This window comes from Alcanivorax sediminis, assembly GCF_009601165.1.
Taxonomy (GTDB): domain Bacteria; phylum Pseudomonadota; class Gammaproteobacteria; order Pseudomonadales; family Alcanivoracaceae; genus Alcanivorax; species Alcanivorax sediminis.
The window spans coordinates 2,534,310-2,552,039 of record NZ_WIRE01000001.1; the positions used below are offsets into that span (position 1 = coordinate 2,534,310).

General features: G+C 57.3%; 18 protein-coding genes. 8 read left to right on the top strand and 10 right to left on the bottom strand.

Translation table 11 applies throughout. From position 1 onward, the window contains the following. Window positions 1-54 precede the first annotated feature (54 nt). Entirely contained in the window at window positions 55-2,217 is a 2,163-nt protein-coding gene (locus GFN93_RS11525) for a malate synthase G (protein WP_153501226.1), read from the top strand. A gap of 129 nt (window positions 2,218-2,346) precedes the next feature. On the opposite strand, the gene GFN93_RS11530 is transcribed toward GFN93_RS11525, so the two are convergent. Further along, entirely contained in the window at window positions 2,347-3,120 is a 774-nt protein-coding gene (locus GFN93_RS11530) for a hypothetical protein (protein WP_153501227.1), read from the bottom strand. Between the two features lie 116 nt (window positions 3,121-3,236). Between GFN93_RS11530 and trmB the strand changes: the two genes are divergently transcribed. Next, window positions 3,237-3,905 (top strand): tRNA (guanine(46)-N(7))-methyltransferase TrmB, encoded by a 669-nt coding sequence (trmB, locus tag GFN93_RS11535; protein WP_153501228.1) that lies wholly within the window; start codon window positions 3,237-3,239, stop codon window positions 3,903-3,905. 25 nt (window positions 3,906-3,930) lie between these two features. Here trmB and GFN93_RS11540 read toward each other — a convergent pair whose 3' ends face one another. From GFN93_RS11540 to GFN93_RS11570, 7 genes are all read right to left on the bottom strand, one after another. After that, complete coding sequence (locus tag GFN93_RS11540; protein ID WP_153501229.1) at window positions 3,931-4,428, bottom strand: DUF7931 domain-containing protein; 498 nt, start codon at window positions 4,426-4,428, stop codon at window positions 3,931-3,933. A 5-nt stretch (window positions 4,429-4,433) separates the two neighbouring features. Then, entirely contained in the window at window positions 4,434-4,859 is a 426-nt protein-coding gene (locus GFN93_RS11545; protein WP_153501974.1) for a GNAT family N-acetyltransferase, read from the bottom strand. A 10-nt stretch (window positions 4,860-4,869) separates the two neighbouring features. Next, window positions 4,870-5,997, bottom strand: coding sequence for a JmjC domain-containing protein (locus GFN93_RS11550; protein ID WP_153501230.1), 1,128 nt, complete (start codon window positions 5,995-5,997; stop codon window positions 4,870-4,872). Between the two features lie 52 nt (window positions 5,998-6,049). After that, window positions 6,050-7,420, bottom strand: a complete 1,371-nt coding sequence (gene purB / locus GFN93_RS11555) for an adenylosuccinate lyase (protein WP_153501231.1) — start codon at window positions 7,418-7,420, stop codon at window positions 6,050-6,052. 335 nt (window positions 7,421-7,755) lie between these two features. Continuing rightward, window positions 7,756-8,388 carry a high frequency lysogenization protein HflD gene (hflD, locus tag GFN93_RS11560; RefSeq protein WP_153501232.1) on the bottom strand — a complete coding sequence of 211 codons (633 nt, stop codon included), beginning with the start codon at window positions 8,386-8,388 and terminating at the stop codon, window positions 7,756-7,758. A 17-nt stretch (window positions 8,389-8,405) separates the two neighbouring features. After that, a complete protein-coding gene (gene mnmA, locus GFN93_RS11565) occupies window positions 8,406-9,500 on the bottom strand; it encodes a tRNA 2-thiouridine(34) synthase MnmA (protein WP_153501233.1) in 1,095 nt (364 codons plus the stop codon). A 15-nt stretch (window positions 9,501-9,515) separates the two neighbouring features. After that, on the bottom strand, window positions 9,516-9,983 hold the full coding sequence (locus tag GFN93_RS11570; RefSeq protein ID WP_153501234.1) for an NUDIX hydrolase: 468 nt from the start codon (window positions 9,981-9,983) through the stop codon (window positions 9,516-9,518). A gap of 109 nt (window positions 9,984-10,092) precedes the next feature. Here GFN93_RS11570 and moaC point away from each other — a divergent pair, with 109 nt between their 5' ends. The 3 genes from moaC to GFN93_RS11585 are packed head-to-tail and all read left to right on the top strand — an operon-like array spanning window position 10,093 to window position 11,328. Then, the gene (moaC, locus tag GFN93_RS11575; protein ID WP_153501235.1) at window positions 10,093-10,599 is read left to right on the top strand and encodes a cyclic pyranopterin monophosphate synthase MoaC; all 507 of its coding nucleotides are present in this window, start codon (window positions 10,093-10,095) and stop codon (window positions 10,597-10,599) included. Between the two features lie 4 nt (window positions 10,600-10,603). Continuing rightward, window positions 10,604-10,858, top strand: a complete 255-nt coding sequence (moaD, locus tag GFN93_RS11580; protein ID WP_153501236.1) for a molybdopterin converting factor subunit 1 — start codon at window positions 10,604-10,606, stop codon at window positions 10,856-10,858. Beyond that, window positions 10,855-11,328 (top strand): molybdenum cofactor biosynthesis protein MoaE, encoded by a 474-nt coding sequence (locus tag GFN93_RS11585; RefSeq protein WP_153501237.1) that lies wholly within the window; start codon window positions 10,855-10,857, stop codon window positions 11,326-11,328. The genes moaD and GFN93_RS11585 overlap by 4 nt, the downstream gene beginning before the upstream one ends. Here the strand turns inward: GFN93_RS11585 and GFN93_RS11590 are convergent. After that, window positions 11,231-11,854, bottom strand: a complete 624-nt coding sequence (locus GFN93_RS11590; RefSeq protein ID WP_153501238.1) for a pseudouridine synthase — start codon at window positions 11,852-11,854, stop codon at window positions 11,231-11,233. The genes GFN93_RS11585 and GFN93_RS11590 overlap by 98 nt on opposite strands. A gap of 216 nt (window positions 11,855-12,070) precedes the next feature. On the opposite strand from GFN93_RS11590, the gene GFN93_RS11595 reads away from it, so the two are divergent. Next, window positions 12,071-14,293: an NADP-dependent isocitrate dehydrogenase gene (locus GFN93_RS11595; RefSeq protein ID WP_153501239.1), complete on the top strand. Its 2,223-nt coding sequence runs from the start codon at window positions 12,071-12,073 to the stop codon at window positions 14,291-14,293. Window positions 14,294-14,544: 251 nt separating this feature from the next. Here GFN93_RS11595 and GFN93_RS11600 read toward each other — a convergent pair whose 3' ends face one another. Beyond that, window positions 14,545-14,793, bottom strand: coding sequence for a cold-shock protein (locus GFN93_RS11600; RefSeq protein ID WP_153501240.1), 249 nt, complete (start codon window positions 14,791-14,793; stop codon window positions 14,545-14,547). 243 nt (window positions 14,794-15,036) lie between these two features. Here GFN93_RS11600 and clpS point away from each other — a divergent pair, with 243 nt between their 5' ends. Together clpS and clpA are read left to right on the top strand one after the other, a co-directional pair. Next, complete coding sequence (gene clpS / locus GFN93_RS11605; RefSeq protein WP_235901807.1) at window positions 15,037-15,423, top strand: ATP-dependent Clp protease adapter ClpS; 387 nt, start codon at window positions 15,037-15,039, stop codon at window positions 15,421-15,423. A gap of 27 nt (window positions 15,424-15,450) precedes the next feature. Next, window positions 15,451-17,715 carry an ATP-dependent Clp protease ATP-binding subunit ClpA gene (gene clpA / locus GFN93_RS11610; RefSeq protein WP_153501241.1) on the top strand — a complete coding sequence of 755 codons (2,265 nt, stop codon included), beginning with the start codon at window positions 15,451-15,453 and terminating at the stop codon, window positions 17,713-17,715. Window positions 17,716-17,730 lie beyond the last annotated feature (15 nt).

Genomic DNA, 17,730 nt, shown 5'->3' on the forward strand with positions numbered 1-17,730 from the left:
GCATGGTAAACACCGATTTACTGAAGACTTCTCTGACCAGAAGGGTAGAGCACCATGACCGATCGTATTCAGAAGGGTAGCCTCGAAATCGCTGCCGAACTCCATGATCTGGTAGTCAATGAGATTGCGCCGGGTACCGGCGTAGACCCGGAACACTTCTGGGCCGAGCTGGAAGCCATCCTCAAAGACCTGGCGCCGAAGAACAAGGCGTTGCTGGAAAAGCGTGAAGCGATTCAGGCACAGCTGGATGAGTGGTACAAGGCTCGCAAGGGCCAGGCCATCGACATGGCTGAATACAAGCAGTTCCTGACCGAGATTGGTTACCTGCTGCCAGAGGGCGAAGACTTCAAAGTGACCACAGAGAATGTGGACACGGAAATTGCCACCATTGCCGGCCCGCAGCTGGTGGTACCGGTGAAGAACGCTCGTTTTGCCCTGAACGCGGCTAATGCGCGCTGGGGTAGCCTGTACGATGCCCTGTACGGCACAGACGTAATCTCCGATGAAGGTGGGGCTGAGAAAGGCGGTGCCTACAACCCGAAGCGTGGTGCCAAGGTTATCGCCTGGGCTCGTGACTTCCTGGATAACTACTTCCCGCTGGCCACAGGCTCCCACAAGGACAGCACTGGCTACGCCATCGTTGATGGCAAGCTGGTTGTATCCCTGGGTGCCGAGAAGACCGGCCTGAAGGACGAGTCTCAGCTTCAGGGTTACCTGGGCGACGCCAGCGCACCGACCGGTGTTCTGGTCAAGCACAACAACCTGCACGCTGAAATTCAGTTCGACGCCAGCCACCCGATTGGTGCAGATGACGCAGCCAACATGAAAGACGTGCTGCTGGAATCTGCCATCACGACCATTCAGGACTGCGAAGACTCCGTCGCTGCGGTAGACGCTGAAGACAAGGTTGAGGTGTACCGCAACTGGGCTGGCCTGATGAAGGGTGACCTGCAGGAAAGCTTCGAGAAGGGCGGCAAGACCATGACCCGTTCCATGAACGGTGATCGTGAGTACACCGCCCTGGACGGCTCCACCCTGACCCTGCACGGCCGCTCCCTGCTGCTGGTGCGTAACGTAGGTCACCTGATGACCAATCCGGCTATTCTCATGAACGGTGAGGAAACCCCGGAAGGCATCATGGACGGCATGGTGACTGTGCTGGCCGCCATGCACGACCTGAAGAAGATCAACAAGCTGAGCAACAGCCGCACGGGTTCCGTATACATCGTGAAGCCGAAGATGCATGGCCCGGAAGAAGTGGCCTTTGCAGTCGAGCTGTTTGGTCGTGTTGAAAAGGCGCTGGGCCTGGCCGACAAGACCCTCAAGATCGGCATCATGGATGAAGAGCGTCGCACCACCGTGAACCTGAAGGAGTGTATCCGTCAGGCCAAGGATCGCGTCATCTTCATCAACACCGGTTTCCTTGACCGTACCGGTGATGAAATGCACACCTCCATGGAAGCCGGTCCTTTCGCTCGCAAGGGCGACATGAAAGGCATGGCCTGGATCAAGGCCTACGAAGACTGGAACGTGGATATCGGTCTGGAATGCGGCCTGCCGGGTCACGCCCAGATTGGTAAGGGCATGTGGGCCATGCCGGACGAAATGGCGCAGATGATGGCCAACAAGGCCGGTCACCCGAACGCGGGCGCCAACTGTGCCTGGGTACCGTCCCCGACTGCCGCTACCCTGCACGTGACTCACTATCACGAAGTGAACGTGGCGGAAGTGCAGGCCAAACTGGCCAGCCGTGCCCGTGCCTCTCTGGACGACATTCTGACCCTGCCATTGCTGGATCGCGAACTGTCCGCCGAGGAAATCCAGCAGGAGCTGGACAACAACGCGCAGGGCATCCTGGGTTATATGGTGCGCTGGATCGACCAGGGCGTGGGCTGTTCCAAGGTGCCGGACATCAATGATGTGGGCCTGATGGAAGACCGTGCCACCCTGCGTATCTCCAGCCAGCACGTGACCAACTGGTTGCACCACGGCATCACCAATAAAGACCAGGTGATGGAAACCCTGAAGCGCATGGCGGATGTGGTAGATCGTCAGAACGCCAACGATCCCCTGTACACCCCCATGGCGAAGGATTTCGATGGTTCTGTGGCCTTCCAGGCTGCCGTTGAACTGGTATTCGAAGGTTGCTCCCAGCCGAGCGGCTATACCGAGCCAGTTCTGCACCGTCGTCGTAGAGAGCTGAAAGCAGGCAAGTGAGCAGTTAACAGTAAATAGTTAACAGCGGCGTGCTCGCGCGTCGTTGGTTGCCTGAAAGCAAAGAGGCCGCGCCCAGTCATTGGGCGCGGCCTCTTGCGTTGTAGAGCCTGACAACCGCTGCTCGCGCAGCTATTCACTGATTTGAACCATCACCTCAATCGGCAACGTCACTGTCTGCCGGGCGGTCTGATAGCGTCCAATTCCGCGCTGGTTGTTCTGGGTCACCGTATTGATGCTACCCATTTGTTGCCACTGGCCGGGCTCAAGGCGAAGGGTAGAAGCGCTGTGCTGGGTGTGAGCTATCCCGGGGCCGCCGGGTTGATCATATCGTTGCTGGATCTGAAGGGTGACGCTGCCGTCCATATTCACCTGGGGTGTCACTTCAATGCCGCGTTCAAGCGTATGGAGATAGGCGCTGTTGTCGCCTCCAGTTAATGCGAGCAGGGTGCCCATGTTGATTCCGGCAGGATAGCCACTCAGCGTTCTGATCTGATAATCGCTTTGTCTTGAGCGCTGTACCTGTCGTTGCTCCGCATGGATGCGCGCTTTGCTTGCCGGGTCGTGAGTCGAGTTAGTCCCATAAAAGGACCGCTGGGTCACCTGGATGCCTGCACCTGATTGCTGGCCGCGTGTGTTACTCGTACGTCGGAGAAAAACCGTCACCGCCTTGGGCTTGCTGTTCAACTCACCAAGCACAGACTGCACTTCATTAAAGTTTTGTGGGGTGGTGCGAATGATCAGTTTACCCTGGTAAGCATTGACGGTAGCGCCGTCCGGCAGGAGCGGGTCAATCACCGGAACCAGGGCCTGAGCATCCGGGCGCGAAATGACATGCAGGCTCATGTCCTGAGCCCACAGCGGCACAGCGATGGCAAGCAGTAACAGAGCAAGTATCCGTCTCATGGGGTTCCTGTTTTCTCAATACCTTGCAGGCAGCGATTATTCCCTGACTCTAGCCTGCATCTCCCTGTTCTGACAGGCATAATAGCCGCCAGGTTCACCATGAGAGAATGTTACTGATGTTTGCCAATAGCCGAGAGGTCCAGTCCAACCAGGATGGCGTCCATGCGGACCTTGAAAAGGTGGTGCGCCGGCACCTGGCCAGCCCATGGCTTGCGCCAGTAGCAGACTTTGATTGTGAGGCCTTCGACCAAGCGTGTAGATGGCGTCAGGCGCATGGTCCAGATCTTCCGCTCATGCTGGATAGCGGCTGCGGTACTGGCCGTTCTTCGGTGCGCCTGGCACAGTCCCACCCTGATGCGCTGGTGATCGGGGTGGATCAGTCAGCAGATCGACTTTCGAAAGCGGAACGGCGCTTTGCGCCACTGCCGGACAACCTGTTGCTGGTGCGCAGCGACTGCGCTGGGCTGTGGCGCCTGATGGTGGAGGCAGGCTGGCAGCTGGCACGACACCAGATTCTCTACCCGAACCCCTGGCCCAAAAGCGCCCACCTGAAGCGACGCTGGCATGGTCATCCTGTATGGCCAGCCGTGCTGGCGCTGGGGGGAGAGCTGGAGCTGCGCAGTAATTGGCGGGTTTACCTGGAAGAGGTGAGAGCGACACTGGCGTTGAGTCATTGCCAGGCCGTCATTCAACCGCTGGCAGGCGAAGGGGTGCCAATGACAGATTTTGAAGAGAAGTATCAGGCCAGCGGACAGGTGAACTGGCAGCTTATCGCGAAGCTGTAAGCTTCAATGCTGCCACAGTCGGCCTCTAAAGCCGTAGTTCCCTCAGTTCCGGATTGCCGCCGGCGCGCTCCCAGTGTTCACGAAAGTCACGTGCCAGCCGGGGGGCACGGGGGAGTCGATGGCCGCACAGATGAACGCGGTCGGGGCGTGGCCATCCTTTAGCTTCAAACAAGCCGGTACCGTCGCCAATTGCGTGGCACGCCTGGGCGTCGCGGTCGTCCTGCTGAGTCTGTCGAAGTTGCAGCCGGGAGGGTAGGCGGCGGGCAAGATGGACAATTCGATGACCGTCGCGAATGGCGTTGTCATGGTCATCGAACAGAATGCGGATATCGATGCGTTCGCTGCTGATGGCCATGGTCTTGATGGCTTCACATACCTCACTGTCGGCAGTCAGCTCATCGAGTAGCGGGACACGAATCCACAGGGAGCGACTACAGGCTGCCACCAGCGAGGCCAGCGCCTGGCTGGCCTCGCTGCGAGACAGGGATTGCAGGGTGTCGTCTGTGCCAATCGCGAGAGGCATGCGATTCAGAGCAGCGGCTTGAACATCTGGCGGTGGGGGATGTTCGCATCCATGAAGATGCCGCCGGATACTGAGAAACCGGCTGCTTCGTAGAAGCTGGTGGCATGGGTTTGTGCGTGCAGGAAGATCTCTTCCATGCCCTTGGCCCGGGCCGCTTCCTCAGCGGCTACCAGCAGGGAGCTGCCAACACCATTGTTACGTTGCTCAGACAGCACGCAAAGGCGGCTGATTTGCCCGGTGGGCAGCAATCGTATGCAGCCCACGGGTTTCTGCTCTGCATCCATGGCCAGAAAGTGAATGGCGTCCTGGTCCTCGCCATCCCATTCCAGTTCTTCAGGTACGTGCTGCTCGTCGATGAACACTCTCTGGCGCAGCGCACGCAGTGCTGTTTCATGTTCTTCCCAGCGGGTTTCGATGATGCTGATAGCCATGGGGGTCTCGTTATAGCGGGGCGAAATAGCCCTGTTCAATCCAGTCATGTAGCAATTCCTGGGCGGCTTCTGTCATGACCGCTTCCAGCTCGTTATGGGTAAAGCGACGTTGGCTAGCCAGAAGCTGCACCAACGGACGTTGTTGTTCTGTAAGTGAGTGCGCTTCCCCGTTCAGCCATACCCGGTTTCCCTGCATCAACAGGCGGGTACTGCCATGACGGACCAGCGCAATCTGTGCATCGCGCAAGCGAATATGGTGGTCATCAACCGCAAATTCAAGGCCGTCCTGCCGAGGGGTTGAGAGCCAGCGATAAACTGCGTTTTCAATGGCTTCCGGCGTCAGCAGATCAAGAGCGCCGCGCACCAGTTGCTGCCGGTCTGTATCAGAGAGTACTGCCGGGTTGCTCACGACCGTCCGTTGCGGATCGCTGAACAGCACACTGTCAGCCTCAGCAAGGCACTCACCGGCAATTTCAGCCATCAGCATCTGGTAATCCGGGGCCCTGAAGCCCACCGACCAGGTGATGCAGTCGCTGTCTTCCGCCACGCCATGGTGGGCCACACCGGGGGGGAGATAGAGCACATCGCCTGGCTGGGCAATAAACTCCTCGCGAACGGTCATGTCAGACAGTAGCTTGAGATCCGGGTGGGGCAGGCGAGGACTGTGGTCATCACAGACATCGCCGATCTGCCATCGTCGGGTGCCGCTGGCCTGGATCAGGAATACATCATAGCGATCAAAGTGCGCTCCCACACTGCCACCTTGGGTGGCATAGCTCATCATGATGTCTTCAAGGCGCCAGTTCGGCAGGAAATTGAAGCAATCCAGCAGCAGTGAGGTTTCTGTCAGGAAGTGATCAACGGACTGGACCAGCAGGGTCCAGTTCTCTTCACCCAGCCCCTCGAAAACCGATTCTTCCAGTGGCCCTTGCAGCAGTTTCCAGGGGCCATTTCCCGCCCCCTGGATGATGCGCGCTTCGACACCATCTTCCAGTGCCAGCCCTGCCAGGGTATCGGCATCAGGGCTGTCCAGCCCGCTGGCGGCAGCGGGCATAAACAGAGGTTTTTTCTGCCAGTAATCGCGCAGGAAATCTTCTGCCGGCATGGGCAGGGCGAAATCAGGAAGAGATGAGGGCATGGGATTGTCCGGATTGGCTCCCGTGGCGCAGGGCGCCACGGGGCAAACAGCCTTAGATATTACGGGCCTGGGCGGCGGCATTACCCACATAGCTTGCGGGGGTCATGGCCAGTAGCAATTCTTTGGCTTCGTCAGGAATCGCCAGCTCATTGATGAACACGGTCAGGGTTTCCTGGTTGATGCCATCCTTGCCGCGGGTGAGCGCCTTCAGCTTTTCGTAGGGCTTCTCGATACCGTAGCGACGCATCACGGTCTGAATGGGCTCGGCCAGCACTTCCCAGGCGGCTTCCAGGTCAGCGTCCAGTCGTGACGGGTTGACTTCCAGCTTGCCGATGCCTTTCAGGCTGGCCTCGAAGGCGATCAGGCTGTGAGCCAGGCCGACCCCGACATTTCTCAGTACGGTGGAGTCAGTCAGGTCACGCTGCCAGCGGGAGACCGGCAGTTTGGCTGCCAGGTGGTCCATAATGGCATTGGCCAGACCCAGATTGCCCTCGGAGTTCTCGAAGTCGATGGGGTTGACCTTGTGCGGCATGGTGGAAGAGCCGACTTCGCCCTCCACGGTCTTCTGCTTGAAGTAACCCAGGGAAATATAACCCCAAACATCACGGTCAAAGTCGAGCAGGATGGTATTGAAGCGCATCAGCGCGTGGAAGTACTCCGCGACACAGTCGTGCGGCTCAATCTGCGTAGTGAAGGGGTTGAAGGTCAGACCCAGGCTCTCAACAAAGCGGCGGGCAAAGGCTTCCCAGTCCACATCCGGGTAGGCGGAAAGGTGGGCGTTGTAGTTACCCACGGCGCCATTGATCTTGCCGAGCAGTTCGACGGCAGCAAACTGGTCACGCTGACGCTGCAGACGTGCCACCACATTGGCCATTTCCTTGCCCACAGTGGTCGGGGAGGCGGACTGACCATGAGTGCGTGACAGCATGGGCTGATCTGCCAGACTATGCGCCTGACGACGAATAGCGCTGATCACCTGGTCCATCTTCGGCAGCAGGATCTCGCGAGCCTCTTTCAGCATCAAGGAGTAGGACAGGTTGTTGATGTCCTCGCTGGTGCAGGCGAAATGCACAAATTCGCTCATGCCGGTCAGTTCCTTGTGCTCGGCCATCTGCTCCTTGATGAAGTATTCCACCGCTTTCACGTCGTGATTGGTGGTGGCTTCGATCTCCTTGATGCGCTCAGCGTGCTTGGCTTCGAAATCGCGGGTAATACCGCGCAGGTGCCAGGCCGCCTGACCGCTCATCAGAGGGACTTCAGGGATGTTCTTGTCATGAGCAAGTTGTTCCAGCCAGCTCACTTCCACATGCACGCGGAAGCGGATCAGACCGTATTCACTGGTGGTGTTACGCAGGGCATCGACCTTGCCGGCATAGCGGCCGTCGACCGGTGAAATGGCGGTAAGCGTGTTCAGGCTGGACATGTGTCAGGCTCCCGAAATCATCCAAGTAAGGTTTCAAAGCGGCGCAATGATACAGCAAAAAGGGCGGGGTTGCGTGTTTGATTGAACCTTGCCGCGCCCGGCAGCGTGGCTGGCGAAATCGGGTCGTTGAAGGTGTTTGATAGGGGGCAAGTTACGAGTTTCGTGCTTCGAGTTACGAGTAGCGAAAGGCGGGGGAGGAGGAGGGGGAGGGTTCTGATCTTCGAAACTCGTTTCTCGAAACTCGCCACCTCCCCCGGCTCGTCCCTTCGGCGGTTACCTCCGCTGCACTCCGGCTCATCCAGTGGTGCACATTCAACTTTAGGAGTGCGCTTTAACTAATTGATGTTAATGGATTCCAGGGTGGCGAGAATCTGCTTTCGCTTGAACAGCAGGTGCCAGCGCTTGCCGCCAAGCTGCTGCCAGAGAAAGGCAGCGCGAACGCCCGTCAGAAAGAGGGTGCGAATCTTGGCTGCCTTGTCCTCATCCTGCAGGTGAGAGGGGTCGCCTTTGACCTGAATCCGGAAACGGAAGGTACCAAGGGTATCCACATAAATACTGGCCAGGCGATGGCAGAACGCCTCCTCCGCCAGGTCATTGAAGTGGGCCAGCTGGCCGTTGAGGGCCATCAACCGGTGGCGAAGAATGTTCGTGGTGTCCGCATTCTTGGCCAGTTTGGCCGCCAGATGCAGCAAGGCAAGGCCATAGTTGAGGGGCCTCAAGGAGGCCCCGCCACTTTTGCGATTGAGGCTCAGCTCCAGCAGCGCAAGCCCTTCGCGAAGCTGTTCTGGCTGCGGGTAGATGCTGTCGAAGCTGTCCGCATCCAGCGCCATGACGCCCTCAATCAGTGCTCTTAGCGCGCGAGGATCGCAGTCCCCGCGAACGGCGATGTCATCACCAAGCTGGGCTGCCTGAAACACGGCAGCCAGCGCCAGAACCTGCTGTTGCTCATGGGTAAAACGCTCGCTCATGCGGCTTCCTTCGCTGATTACCAGGTTTCCTGGATGGGAGCGCCACCCAGGCAGATCGGACCATCGTAAAGCACCAGGGATTGCCCCGGCGTGACTGCCCGCTGAGGTTCATCGAAAACAACGTGAACACGGCCATTGCCGGCATCGCTGACAGTGCAGGCCTGATCAGGCTGGCGATAGCGAGTCTTGGCTGTGAGCCGTGCCGGTAGTGCTGGCGATTCCAGGGCGACCCACTGCATGGGCGCACTGGTCAATTCACGGCTGTAAAGCAGCGGGTGATCGGTGCCCTGTACGGCAAGCAGGACATTACGCTCCAGGTCCTTGCCCGCCACATACCAGGGGGCTTCGCTGGCATCGGGGCGGCCACCGATACCCAGCCCCTGGCGTTGACCAAGGGTGTAGTACATCAGGCCATCATGGTCGCCGATCACCTTGCCGTTCTCATCCTCGATCTTTCCGGGCTGTGCTGGTAGATATTGCTCTAGGAAATCCTTGAAGCGTCGCTCACCGATAAAGCAGATCCCGGTGGAGTCCTTCTTCTTGTGATTGGCGAAGCCTTTTTCTTCTGCGATTCGGCGCACTTCCGGCTTTTCCAGGTCCCCCAGCGGGAATAACGTCTGGTCGAACTTGCGGTAATCCACCGCGTGCAGGAAATAGGTCTGATCCTTGTTGGTATCCACGGCACGCACCAATTTGGCCGGGCCGTTGTGATCGACCTGAGCATAGTGACCTGTGGCGATGAAGTCGGCACCCAGCGTGATAGCGTGATCCAGAAACGCCTGAAACTTGATTTCCTTGTTGCAGAGGATGTCCGGATTGGGGGTGCGCCCGGCACGGTATTCTTCCAGGAAATGCTCAAACACCCGATCCCAGTACTCCGCTGCAAAATTGGCTGTGTGCAGTTCAATACCCAGCACACCGGCCACCTGCATGGCATCCAGCAGGTCTTCGCGGGCGGTGCAGTACTCAGTGCCGTCGTCTTCGTTCCAGTTCTTCATGAACAGGCCTTCGACCTGATAGCCGGCATCGATCAGGCGGGCTGCGGCCACCGAGGAGTCCACACCGCCGGACATGCCAACAATAACGCGGGTATCTTGAGGCGCTTTCTTCATTTTTTGCCTATCACTTCAGCCGCGCTGCAGCGGCCAGGGGTGCTGATAAATGGCGTCCAGGGGCAGGCGGCGACCGGACAAATAGTCGTCCAGACAGCGCTCCACCAGGGCACTGCGATGCTGGTCACGCTGGGCACGTAGCTCATCCGGTGTCAGCCAAACCGCTTCCAGAATACCGGTATCCAGTTTCTGGCGAGGATCATGGCTGATCGGGCGGGCAACGAAGCAGGTCCGATAGTAAACCCCGCCTCCCTTGTGGGGCTGGAAGATGTACCAGCCCAACAGATCGGTAATTTCGACCTGCCATGCCGTTTCCTCGAGGGTCTCCCGGTAGGCGGCCTGCACCAGGGTCTCCCCGAATTCAGCATGGCCCGCCGGCTGGTTGATCACTTCCTGGCCTTTGCTCATTTCACGTACAAAGAGAAAGCGACCGTCTTGTTCCACCACGCAGGCCACAGTAATGTGCGGCTCGAAGCTGTTCATAGTAATTCTGCCAATACGGGTGCCCGGAAAAAGAGATTCAGGCACGATGGTATGGGAAAGGCGGGAATGGTAGCGCAGCATGCGCTTCGACAACAGGCCGGGAGTGAGGATGTCTGAGGATCGCTTTACCCATCTGGATGACCGCGGGCAGGCGCAGATGGTGGATGTGACAGAGAAGGCCGTTACCCAGCGCACGGCGGTGGCACAAGCCCGCGTACGCATGCAGCCACAAACGCTGGCGATGATTCTGGATCAGCGACATCCCAAGGGTGATGTGTTGGCCACTGCCCGGATTGCGGGTATTCAGGCCGCCAAAAAGACCTGGGACCTGATACCGCTGTGCCATCCCTTGCTGCTAACCAGGATCAACGTAAGCATTGAGCCAGAAGGTGACGATACGCTGCGTATTGAGGTGCTCTGCAAGCTTAGCGGCACCACGGGCGTGGAAATGGAGGCACTCACCGGTGCTTCGGTGGCGGCTTTGACACTTTATGACATGTGCAAGGCAGTCGATCGCGGCATGGTAATTGAAACGGTCTGCCTGCTTGAGAAGGCAGGGGGCAGAAGCGGCCATTATCGTCGTGATGCCGAGTCCACAGAATCAGGAAAAGGGTAGTGCAATGATTCAGGTGCGTTTGTTCGCGGCCCTGAGGGAGCGAGCGGGTCGGGATTCAATGGAAGTGAATCTGCCAGATGGGGTCACGACAGTCTCGGAGCTGGTCAGCTGGCTTGAGCAAAGCGATCCAGATCTGGCGAAAGCCTTTGCCGCCACCCCTTGCCGCATGGTGGCGGTCAATGAAGTCCTGGCCAGTGAGGATGCCGACATCGGGGATGGTGACGTGATCGCATTATTCCCGCCGGTGACCGGGGGATGAAGGTTCATATTGCGATTCAGGAAGATCCGCTGGAGCGGGCCGCTGCCCAGGCCTGGTTGCACGATCAGGGGCTCAGCGGCGCCATTGTCCAGTTTTCCGGGCACGTAAGGGATGAAAAGGGGCGGGTAGAGGCACTGCATCTGGAGCATTACCCGGGGATGACGGAGCGCCTGCTTGGCACCATCGTTGAACATTCTGCTGCACGATGGCACCTTAATGGTGCCTGGGTGGTGCACAGGGTTGGGACCATGACTCAGGGTGACGAAATCGTTCAGGTGGCCGTGAGTGCCGAGCATCGTCAGGCGGCCTTCGACGCTTGTGCCTATATCATGGACGTGCTGAAAACCCGCGCACCATTCTGGAAGAAGGAGCTCATCGACGGCCAGTGGCACTGGGTCGAGGCCCGCGAGAGCGACGTTCTTGCCGCCGCCGCCTGGTTGGCTGAGACGCAGGGGCATGAACCTCGGTAGCGCGCCACTCTCCCGGTGACAAGCCGTCCAGGGTCCAGTCACCAATTTGCCACCGCACCAGACGCAGGGTGGGGTAGCCGATGGCGGCTGTCATGCGCCTGACCTGTCGGTTGCGACCTTCGTCTATGGTGAGTTTTAACCAGCTATCGGCTACGGTTTTACGGCGACGAACTGGCGGATTGCGTGACCACAGTGCGGGCTCGCCAATCTGCTCAACAATGGCCGGCCGGGTGGGGCCATCCTTGAGGGTGATACCCTGGCGTAATTTTTGCAGATCCTGCCGCCCAGGTGTGCCCTCCACCTGGACCAGGTAGGTCTTGGGAAGATGAAAACGTGGACTGCTGATTCTCGCTTGAAGACTGCCGTTATCGGTCAGCAAAAGCAGGCCCTCAGAATCCCAGTCAAGACGGCCAGCGGGATAGACCCCTGGAACCGGAATGAATTCACGGAGTGTGCGGCGACCCTGATCATCCTGAAACTGGGAGAGAACCTGAAAGGGTTTGTTGAGCAAAATCAATTTCGCCATGGGGAATGACAATCCTGATGGATTCGATTGATAAAATGGGTCGTATCACCGCCCAGCTACGCTAACAAGGCTAAACGGTCGGTGCTATACTCGCCAGCGCATACCGAACGGTTTTACTCAGGAGGGAGTTCCTGTTTAGACCCGCTGATCTGACGGCCAAAAGCCGACTCATGTCAGGTGGGAAAGACTGCCAATACAATTGGGACCTATATTTCGATGACCACGCCAAAAATTATTTACACCATGACTGACGAGGCGCCCGCGCTGGCGACCTATTCCTTCTTGCCAATTATTGAGAAGTTCACTTCAAGCGCAGGGATTGAAGTTGAAAGCAGCGACATTTCACTGGCTGCACGCATTCTCGCCAGCTTTCCTGAGTATTTATCAGAAGCCCAACGCGTTAATGATACCCTTTCAGAGCTTGCGGAACTTACTCAGGATCCGGAAGCCAATCTCATCAAACTCCCCAATATCAGTGCCTCCATCCCCCAGCTCAGGGCGGCGATTGCGGAACTGAATGCCCATGGCTACAAGGTTCCTGAATACCCGGACGAGCCCCACAACGAGAAAGAAGAAGACGTACAGGCACGTTATGCCAAGGTGCTTGGGTCTGCCGTAAACCCGGTTATTCGTGAAGGGAATTCAGACCGCCGAGCCCCCATTGCGGTTAAGAACTATGCCCGCAAGAACCCTCACAGCATGGGTTACTGGAGCCCGGCGTCACGAACCCATGTGGCCCATATGCGTGGCGGTGACTTTTTCTCTCATGAAACCTCTACCACGATAGAGAAGGGCTGCACTGTCCGCATCGAGTTTGTGGATGCCAATGGCAATGTGACGGTCAAGAAGCCCGATTTCCCGCTCCTCGATGGCGAAGTCATCGATGCCATGTACATGAGCAAGAAAGCGTTGTGCGATTTTTTCGACAAGCAGATTGAAGATGCCAAAAACACTGGCATCCTGTTCTCCCTGCATGTGAAAGCCACCATGATGAAGGTATCTCATCCCATCGTGTTCGGCCACGCTGTGCGCTGCTTCTACAGGGAGCTGTTTGAAAAGCACGGCGATATTCTGGAACAGATTGGCGCCAACCCGAACAACGGGTTGAGCAACATCTACCAGAAGATTGAAGAGCTGCCGATTTCCCAGCGTCTGGAAATTGAATCCACGATCCGTGCGTGCTATCTGCACCGGCCGGAACTGGCCATGGTGGATTCCGATCGCGGCATCTCCAATCTGCATGTGCCTTCGGATGTCATTGTGGACGCGTCCATGCCAGCCATGATCCGTCAAGGCGGCAAGATGTACGGCGCAGATGGCAAGCTCAAAGATACTAAAGCGGTCATTCCGGAAAGCACCTACGCCACCATCTACCAGGAAGTCGTCAACTTCTGCAAGACCCACGGAGCGTTCGATCCGGTCACTTGCGGCTCTGTACCCAATGTGGGGCTGATGGCCCAGAAAGCTGAAGAGTACGGCTCTCACGATAAAACCTTCGAGATGAAAGATGCAGGCACTATGCGGGTTGTCCGTGAAGATGGTGAAATCCTGCTGACCCACGAAGTGGAAGAGGGTGATATCTGGCGTATGTGCCAGGCCAAGGACCTGCCGATTCGTGACTGGGTCAAGTTGGCGGTAACCCGCGCCCGTCTGAGCAATACCCCGGCCATTTTCTGGCTCGACAAGGAAAGGGCCCACGATGCCCAGTTGATCATCAAGGTTCGTGAGTACCTCAAGGACCATGACACTAGCGGCCTCGATATCCGCATCATGTCCCCGGTTCAGGCGATCCGTTATACCATGGAGCGCATGATCCGTGGAAAGGACACCATCTCCGTTACCGGTAACGTACTACGCGACTACCTGACTGACCTGTTTCCGATTCTGGAACTGGGCACCAGCGCCAAGATGCTGTCCATCGTACCGTTGATGGCTGGCGGTGGTCTTTATGAGACAGGTGCCGGCGGTTCTGCACCCAAGCACGTTCAGCAGTTCCTCGAAGAGAACCACCTGCGTTGGGACTCCCTGGGGGAATTCCTCGCGTTGTCTGTTTCCATCGAGGAGCTGGGTGAAAAGTTTGGCAACAAGAAGGCTAAGGTGATTGCTGCCGCCCTGGACAGGGCCAATGAGCAGTATCTGGAGCAAAACAAGTCGCCTTCCCGCAAGGTCGGCGAGCCGGATAACCGGGTCAGCCATTTCTATGTGGCCATGTACTGGGCCCAGGCCCTAGCTGCACAGGACGATGATGCCGAGCTGAAAGCCCAGTTCACCCCTGTCGCAGCGGCCTTGACTGAAAACGAAGACAAAATCGTCAAGGAAATGGTTGCTGTGCAAGGCTCGCCTGTCGATATCGGTGGTTACTACAACCCGGACTTTGACAAGGCCTCAGCGGCCATGCGCCCCAGCGCTACCTTTAACAAGATCCTCGATCAGATCTAGACTTGTTATTGAGTGGTTGTTACCAGACCAGCTCTGGTACATAGAAAGCGGGTCCCAGCCGGGGCTCGTTTTTTTTGTGGCTCCTGCATGGCCAGTCATGGCTTCATCACTTCATCTGACCACTTGGTGACATCGCTGCAAGATTTGGGCAGGACACAGGGGACTCCCAGGCAGGCAGCGGGAGGGCCCGATAATGATAATGGGCGCCTTGAGGCGCCCATTATCATTGTTATGAGGGTGGGGCTGCGGTGTTAGTCGGTCAGCCCTTCCTGATTGTCTTCTTCATTGCTGGCCTCGCCATTGGCTCTCAGGTTTACCGCATGGAAACCCTTGTTGGCGGGCTGTACTTCATACTCAACCGGCTGACCGGCCTTGAGACTTTTGTAGCCGTCCATCTGGATGTAGGAGTAATGGACGAACAGATCTTCGCCCCCTTCATCCGGTCTAACAAATCCGTACCCTTTGGCGTTGTTAAACCACTTCACTCTTCCCGTTGCCATGGTCCTTCCCTCTGCCTATCCGATGGCTTGTCGTTTCTTTTTATTCAACGGTATCCGCTGCGTTACACTGTCTGCCCTGATTGGTAAAACGATCAGGTAGTACTGTGCAACTTTTAAACATGCGTCGCAGGGTGTCAACCCCGTACCAAATCAACGGTATCGGGGGGCTTGAAAAAAGGATGACCGCCCATCATTTCATCATTGCCTGTTGACGCCAGCAGGGTTACAACGGTTTAAAGACATATGAATTGGCAATATCAGTGGCACCCGGAAATGACTGAGCTGAAAGGCCCTGTAGTGTGCGGCCCGTCGGATTCACCCTCTGACCCGGATCGCCATGGAGACCTGGCCATCGAAGAGGCCAGACCCAAGCTCAAGCCGCCGTCCATGTACAAGGTATGGATGCTCAATGATGACTACACACCGATGGATTTCGTCGTAGAGGTGCTTGAGGACTTCTTCAATATGGGTCGCGAGCAAGCCACACGGGTCATGCTGGCGGTCCATACGGAAGGAAAGGCTGTCTGCGGGATCTATCCCCAGGACATCGCCGAAACCAAGGCCACTCAGGTGGTCGAATATGCCCGGGAGAATCAGCATCCGCTGATGTGCCAGGTCGACGAGGCCTGATTCGGGTACTGGCAGTGAGGTAGCCTTATGCTCAGTAAAGAACTGGAAATTACGCTGAACGAAGCGTTCCGCCATGCACGAACCCACCGTCATGAATTCATGACCGTGGAGCATTTGCTGCTGGCATTACTGGAAAACGAGGCAGCCGTAGAAGTGCTGCGCGCCTGTGGCGCGGATCTGGAGGACCTGCGGGATTCACTGAGCCAGTTTATCGAGGATTCCACCCCGTTATTGCCGGAAAGTGACCCGGAACGGGATACCCAGCCCACATTGGGCTTCCAGAGGGTGCTGCAACGTGCCGTGTTCAGCGTTCAGTCATCCGGCAAGAAAGAAGTCACGGGTGCCAATGTGCTGGTGGCCATTTTCAATGAACAGGAAAGTCAGGCGGTTTATTTCCTGAACTGTCAGGACATCCATCGCCTGGATGTAGTGAATTTCATTGCCCACGGAATCTCCCAGCTTCAGGACTCTACCCAGGCACCAGAGGTTGAGCAGGAGGCTGAGGGGTCCGAGAGTGCAGGACAGGCTTCTGCACTGGAGAATTACGCGGCCAATCTCAATGAGCTTGCCCGTGAAGATCGAATTGACCCATTGGTCGGGCGTGCTTTTGAAATTGAGCGGGCGGCACAAATCCTCTGCCGCCGTCGCAAGAACAACCCCTTGCTGGTCGGTGAACCCGGTGTCGGCAAAACCGCCATTGCCGAAGGTCTGGCGCGCATGATCGTAGAGGGGAAGGTGCCCGAGCCACTGCTGGATGCCACCGTCTACTCTCTGGATCTCGGCGCGCTGCTGGCAGGCACCAAGTATCGTGGGGATTTTGAAAAACGCCTCAAGACCCTGCTGTCGGACCTCAAGAAAGAGCCCAATGCGATTCTGTTTATCGATGAAATCCACACTATCATCGGTGCGGGTGCCGCTTCGGGCGGCGTCATGGATGCGTCTAACTTGCTCAAGCCCCTGCTGGCTAACGGTGAGTTGAAGTGCATGGGGTCGACCACATTCCAGGAGTACCGTGGTGTGTTCGAAAAGGATCGCGCTCTGTCCCGTCGATTCCAGAAGATTGATGTGGTTGAGCCGTCAGTGGAAGACACCATCGGCATTCTGAAGGGGCTCAAATCCCGCTTCGAGAAACACCACAACGTGCTGTATAGCGATGCCTCCCTGAAGGCAGCGGCAGAACTCAGCGCCCGTTATATCAACGATCGCTACCTGCCGGACAAGGCCATCGATGTGATTGATGAAGTCGGTGCCTGGCAGCGACTGCGCCCGGAAGACGAGCGCAAGCACACCATCGAAGAGACCGATGTGGAAGACATGGTGGCCAAGATCGCCCGCATTCCACCGAAACAAGTGTCGTCTTCCGACAAGGAGCTGCTGCGAAACCTGGAGCGGGATCTGAAGATGACGGTGTTCGGGCAGGACGATGCGATTGATACCATTTCAGCGGCGATCAAATTGTCCCGTGCTGGCCTCAAGGGTGAGAACAAACCCATCGGCAGCTTCATGTTTGCCGGCCCCACCGGGGTGGGCAAGACCGAAGTCAGCCGTCAGCTGGCTCGCGCACTGGGTGTAGAACTGGTCCGCTTCGATATGTCCGAGTACATGGAGCGTCATACGGTAAGCCGCCTGATTGGTGCGCCCCCGGGGTACGTGGGCTATGACCAGGGTGGATTGCTGACCGAGGCGATTACCAAGACCCCGCACTGCGTGTTGTTGCTCGATGAGATCGAGAAGGCACACCCAGAGGTATTCAATATCCTCTTGCAGGTAATGGATAACGCCACTTTGACCGACAACAACGGACGCAAGGCAGATTTCCGAAATGTCATCCTGATCATGACCACCAACGCCGGCGCAGAGGTGTTGAACAAGCGTTCCATTGGTTTCACGGAGCAAGACAACTCAACCGACGGCATGGAGATGCTGAAGAAGGTATTCACGCCGGAATTCCGTAACCGTCTCGACGGAATCGTCCAGTTTGCGCCACTCACCACCCAGGTTATTTTGGGCGTGGTAGACAAGTTCCTGGTGGAACTTCAGTCTCAGCTGGACGAAAAGGGTGTTGTTCTGCATGTGGAAGACTCTGCTCGCCAGTGGCTGGCAGAGAAGGGTTATGACAAGGATATGGGGGCTCGCCCCATGGCTCGCCTGATCCAGGAGCAGCTGAAGAAGCCGCTGGCGGAAAAGCTGTTGTTCGGTGAACTGGCTGAGCAGGGAGGACAGGTTGATGTGGCCGAGAAAGATGGCCAGTTGGCCCTGACCATTAAATCTGCGGAAGCTGAACCAGCCTAAGTCAATGAATGGTTA

Coding starts and splice junctions, on each gene's coding strand:
- moaD (WP_153501236.1), top strand. CDS start 10,604: ATGATTCAGGTGCGTTTGTTCGCGGCCCTGAGGGAGCGAGCGGGTCGG.
- GFN93_RS11585 (WP_153501237.1), top strand. CDS start 10,855: ATGAAGGTTCATATTGCGATTCAGGAAGATCCGCTGGAGCGGGCCGCT.
- mnmA (WP_153501233.1), bottom strand. CDS start 9,500: ATGAAGAAAGCGCCTCAAGATACCCGCGTTATTGTTGGCATGTCCGGC.
- GFN93_RS11570 (WP_153501234.1), bottom strand. CDS start 9,983: ATGAACAGCTTCGAGCCGCACATTACTGTGGCCTGCGTGGTGGAACAA.
- GFN93_RS11540 (WP_153501229.1), bottom strand. CDS start 4,428: ATGCCTCTCGCGATTGGCACAGACGACACCCTGCAATCCCTGTCTCGC.
- GFN93_RS11525 (WP_153501226.1), top strand. CDS start 55: ATGACCGATCGTATTCAGAAGGGTAGCCTCGAAATCGCTGCCGAACTC.
- clpA (WP_153501241.1), top strand. CDS start 15,451: ATGCTCAGTAAAGAACTGGAAATTACGCTGAACGAAGCGTTCCGCCAT.
- GFN93_RS11545 (WP_153501974.1), bottom strand. CDS start 4,859: ATGGCTATCAGCATCATCGAAACCCGCTGGGAAGAACATGAAACAGCA.
- trmB (WP_153501228.1), top strand. CDS start 3,237: ATGTTTGCCAATAGCCGAGAGGTCCAGTCCAACCAGGATGGCGTCCAT.
- hflD (WP_153501232.1), bottom strand. CDS start 8,388: ATGAGCGAGCGTTTTACCCATGAGCAACAGCAGGTTCTGGCGCTGGCT.
- GFN93_RS11595 (WP_153501239.1), top strand. CDS start 12,071: ATGACCACGCCAAAAATTATTTACACCATGACTGACGAGGCGCCCGCG.
- GFN93_RS11590 (WP_153501238.1), bottom strand. CDS start 11,854: ATGGCGAAATTGATTTTGCTCAACAAACCCTTTCAGGTTCTCTCCCAG.
- moaC (WP_153501235.1), top strand. CDS start 10,093: ATGTCTGAGGATCGCTTTACCCATCTGGATGACCGCGGGCAGGCGCAG.
- purB (WP_153501231.1), bottom strand. CDS start 7,420: ATGTCCAGCCTGAACACGCTTACCGCCATTTCACCGGTCGACGGCCGC.
- GFN93_RS11530 (WP_153501227.1), bottom strand. CDS start 3,120: ATGAGACGGATACTTGCTCTGTTACTGCTTGCCATCGCTGTGCCGCTG.
- GFN93_RS11550 (WP_153501230.1), bottom strand. CDS start 5,997: ATGCCCTCATCTCTTCCTGATTTCGCCCTGCCCATGCCGGCAGAAGAT.
- GFN93_RS11600 (WP_153501240.1), bottom strand. CDS start 14,793: ATGGCAACGGGAAGAGTGAAGTGGTTTAACAACGCCAAAGGGTACGGA.
- clpS (WP_235901807.1), top strand. CDS start 15,037: ATGAATTGGCAATATCAGTGGCACCCGGAAATGACTGAGCTGAAAGGC.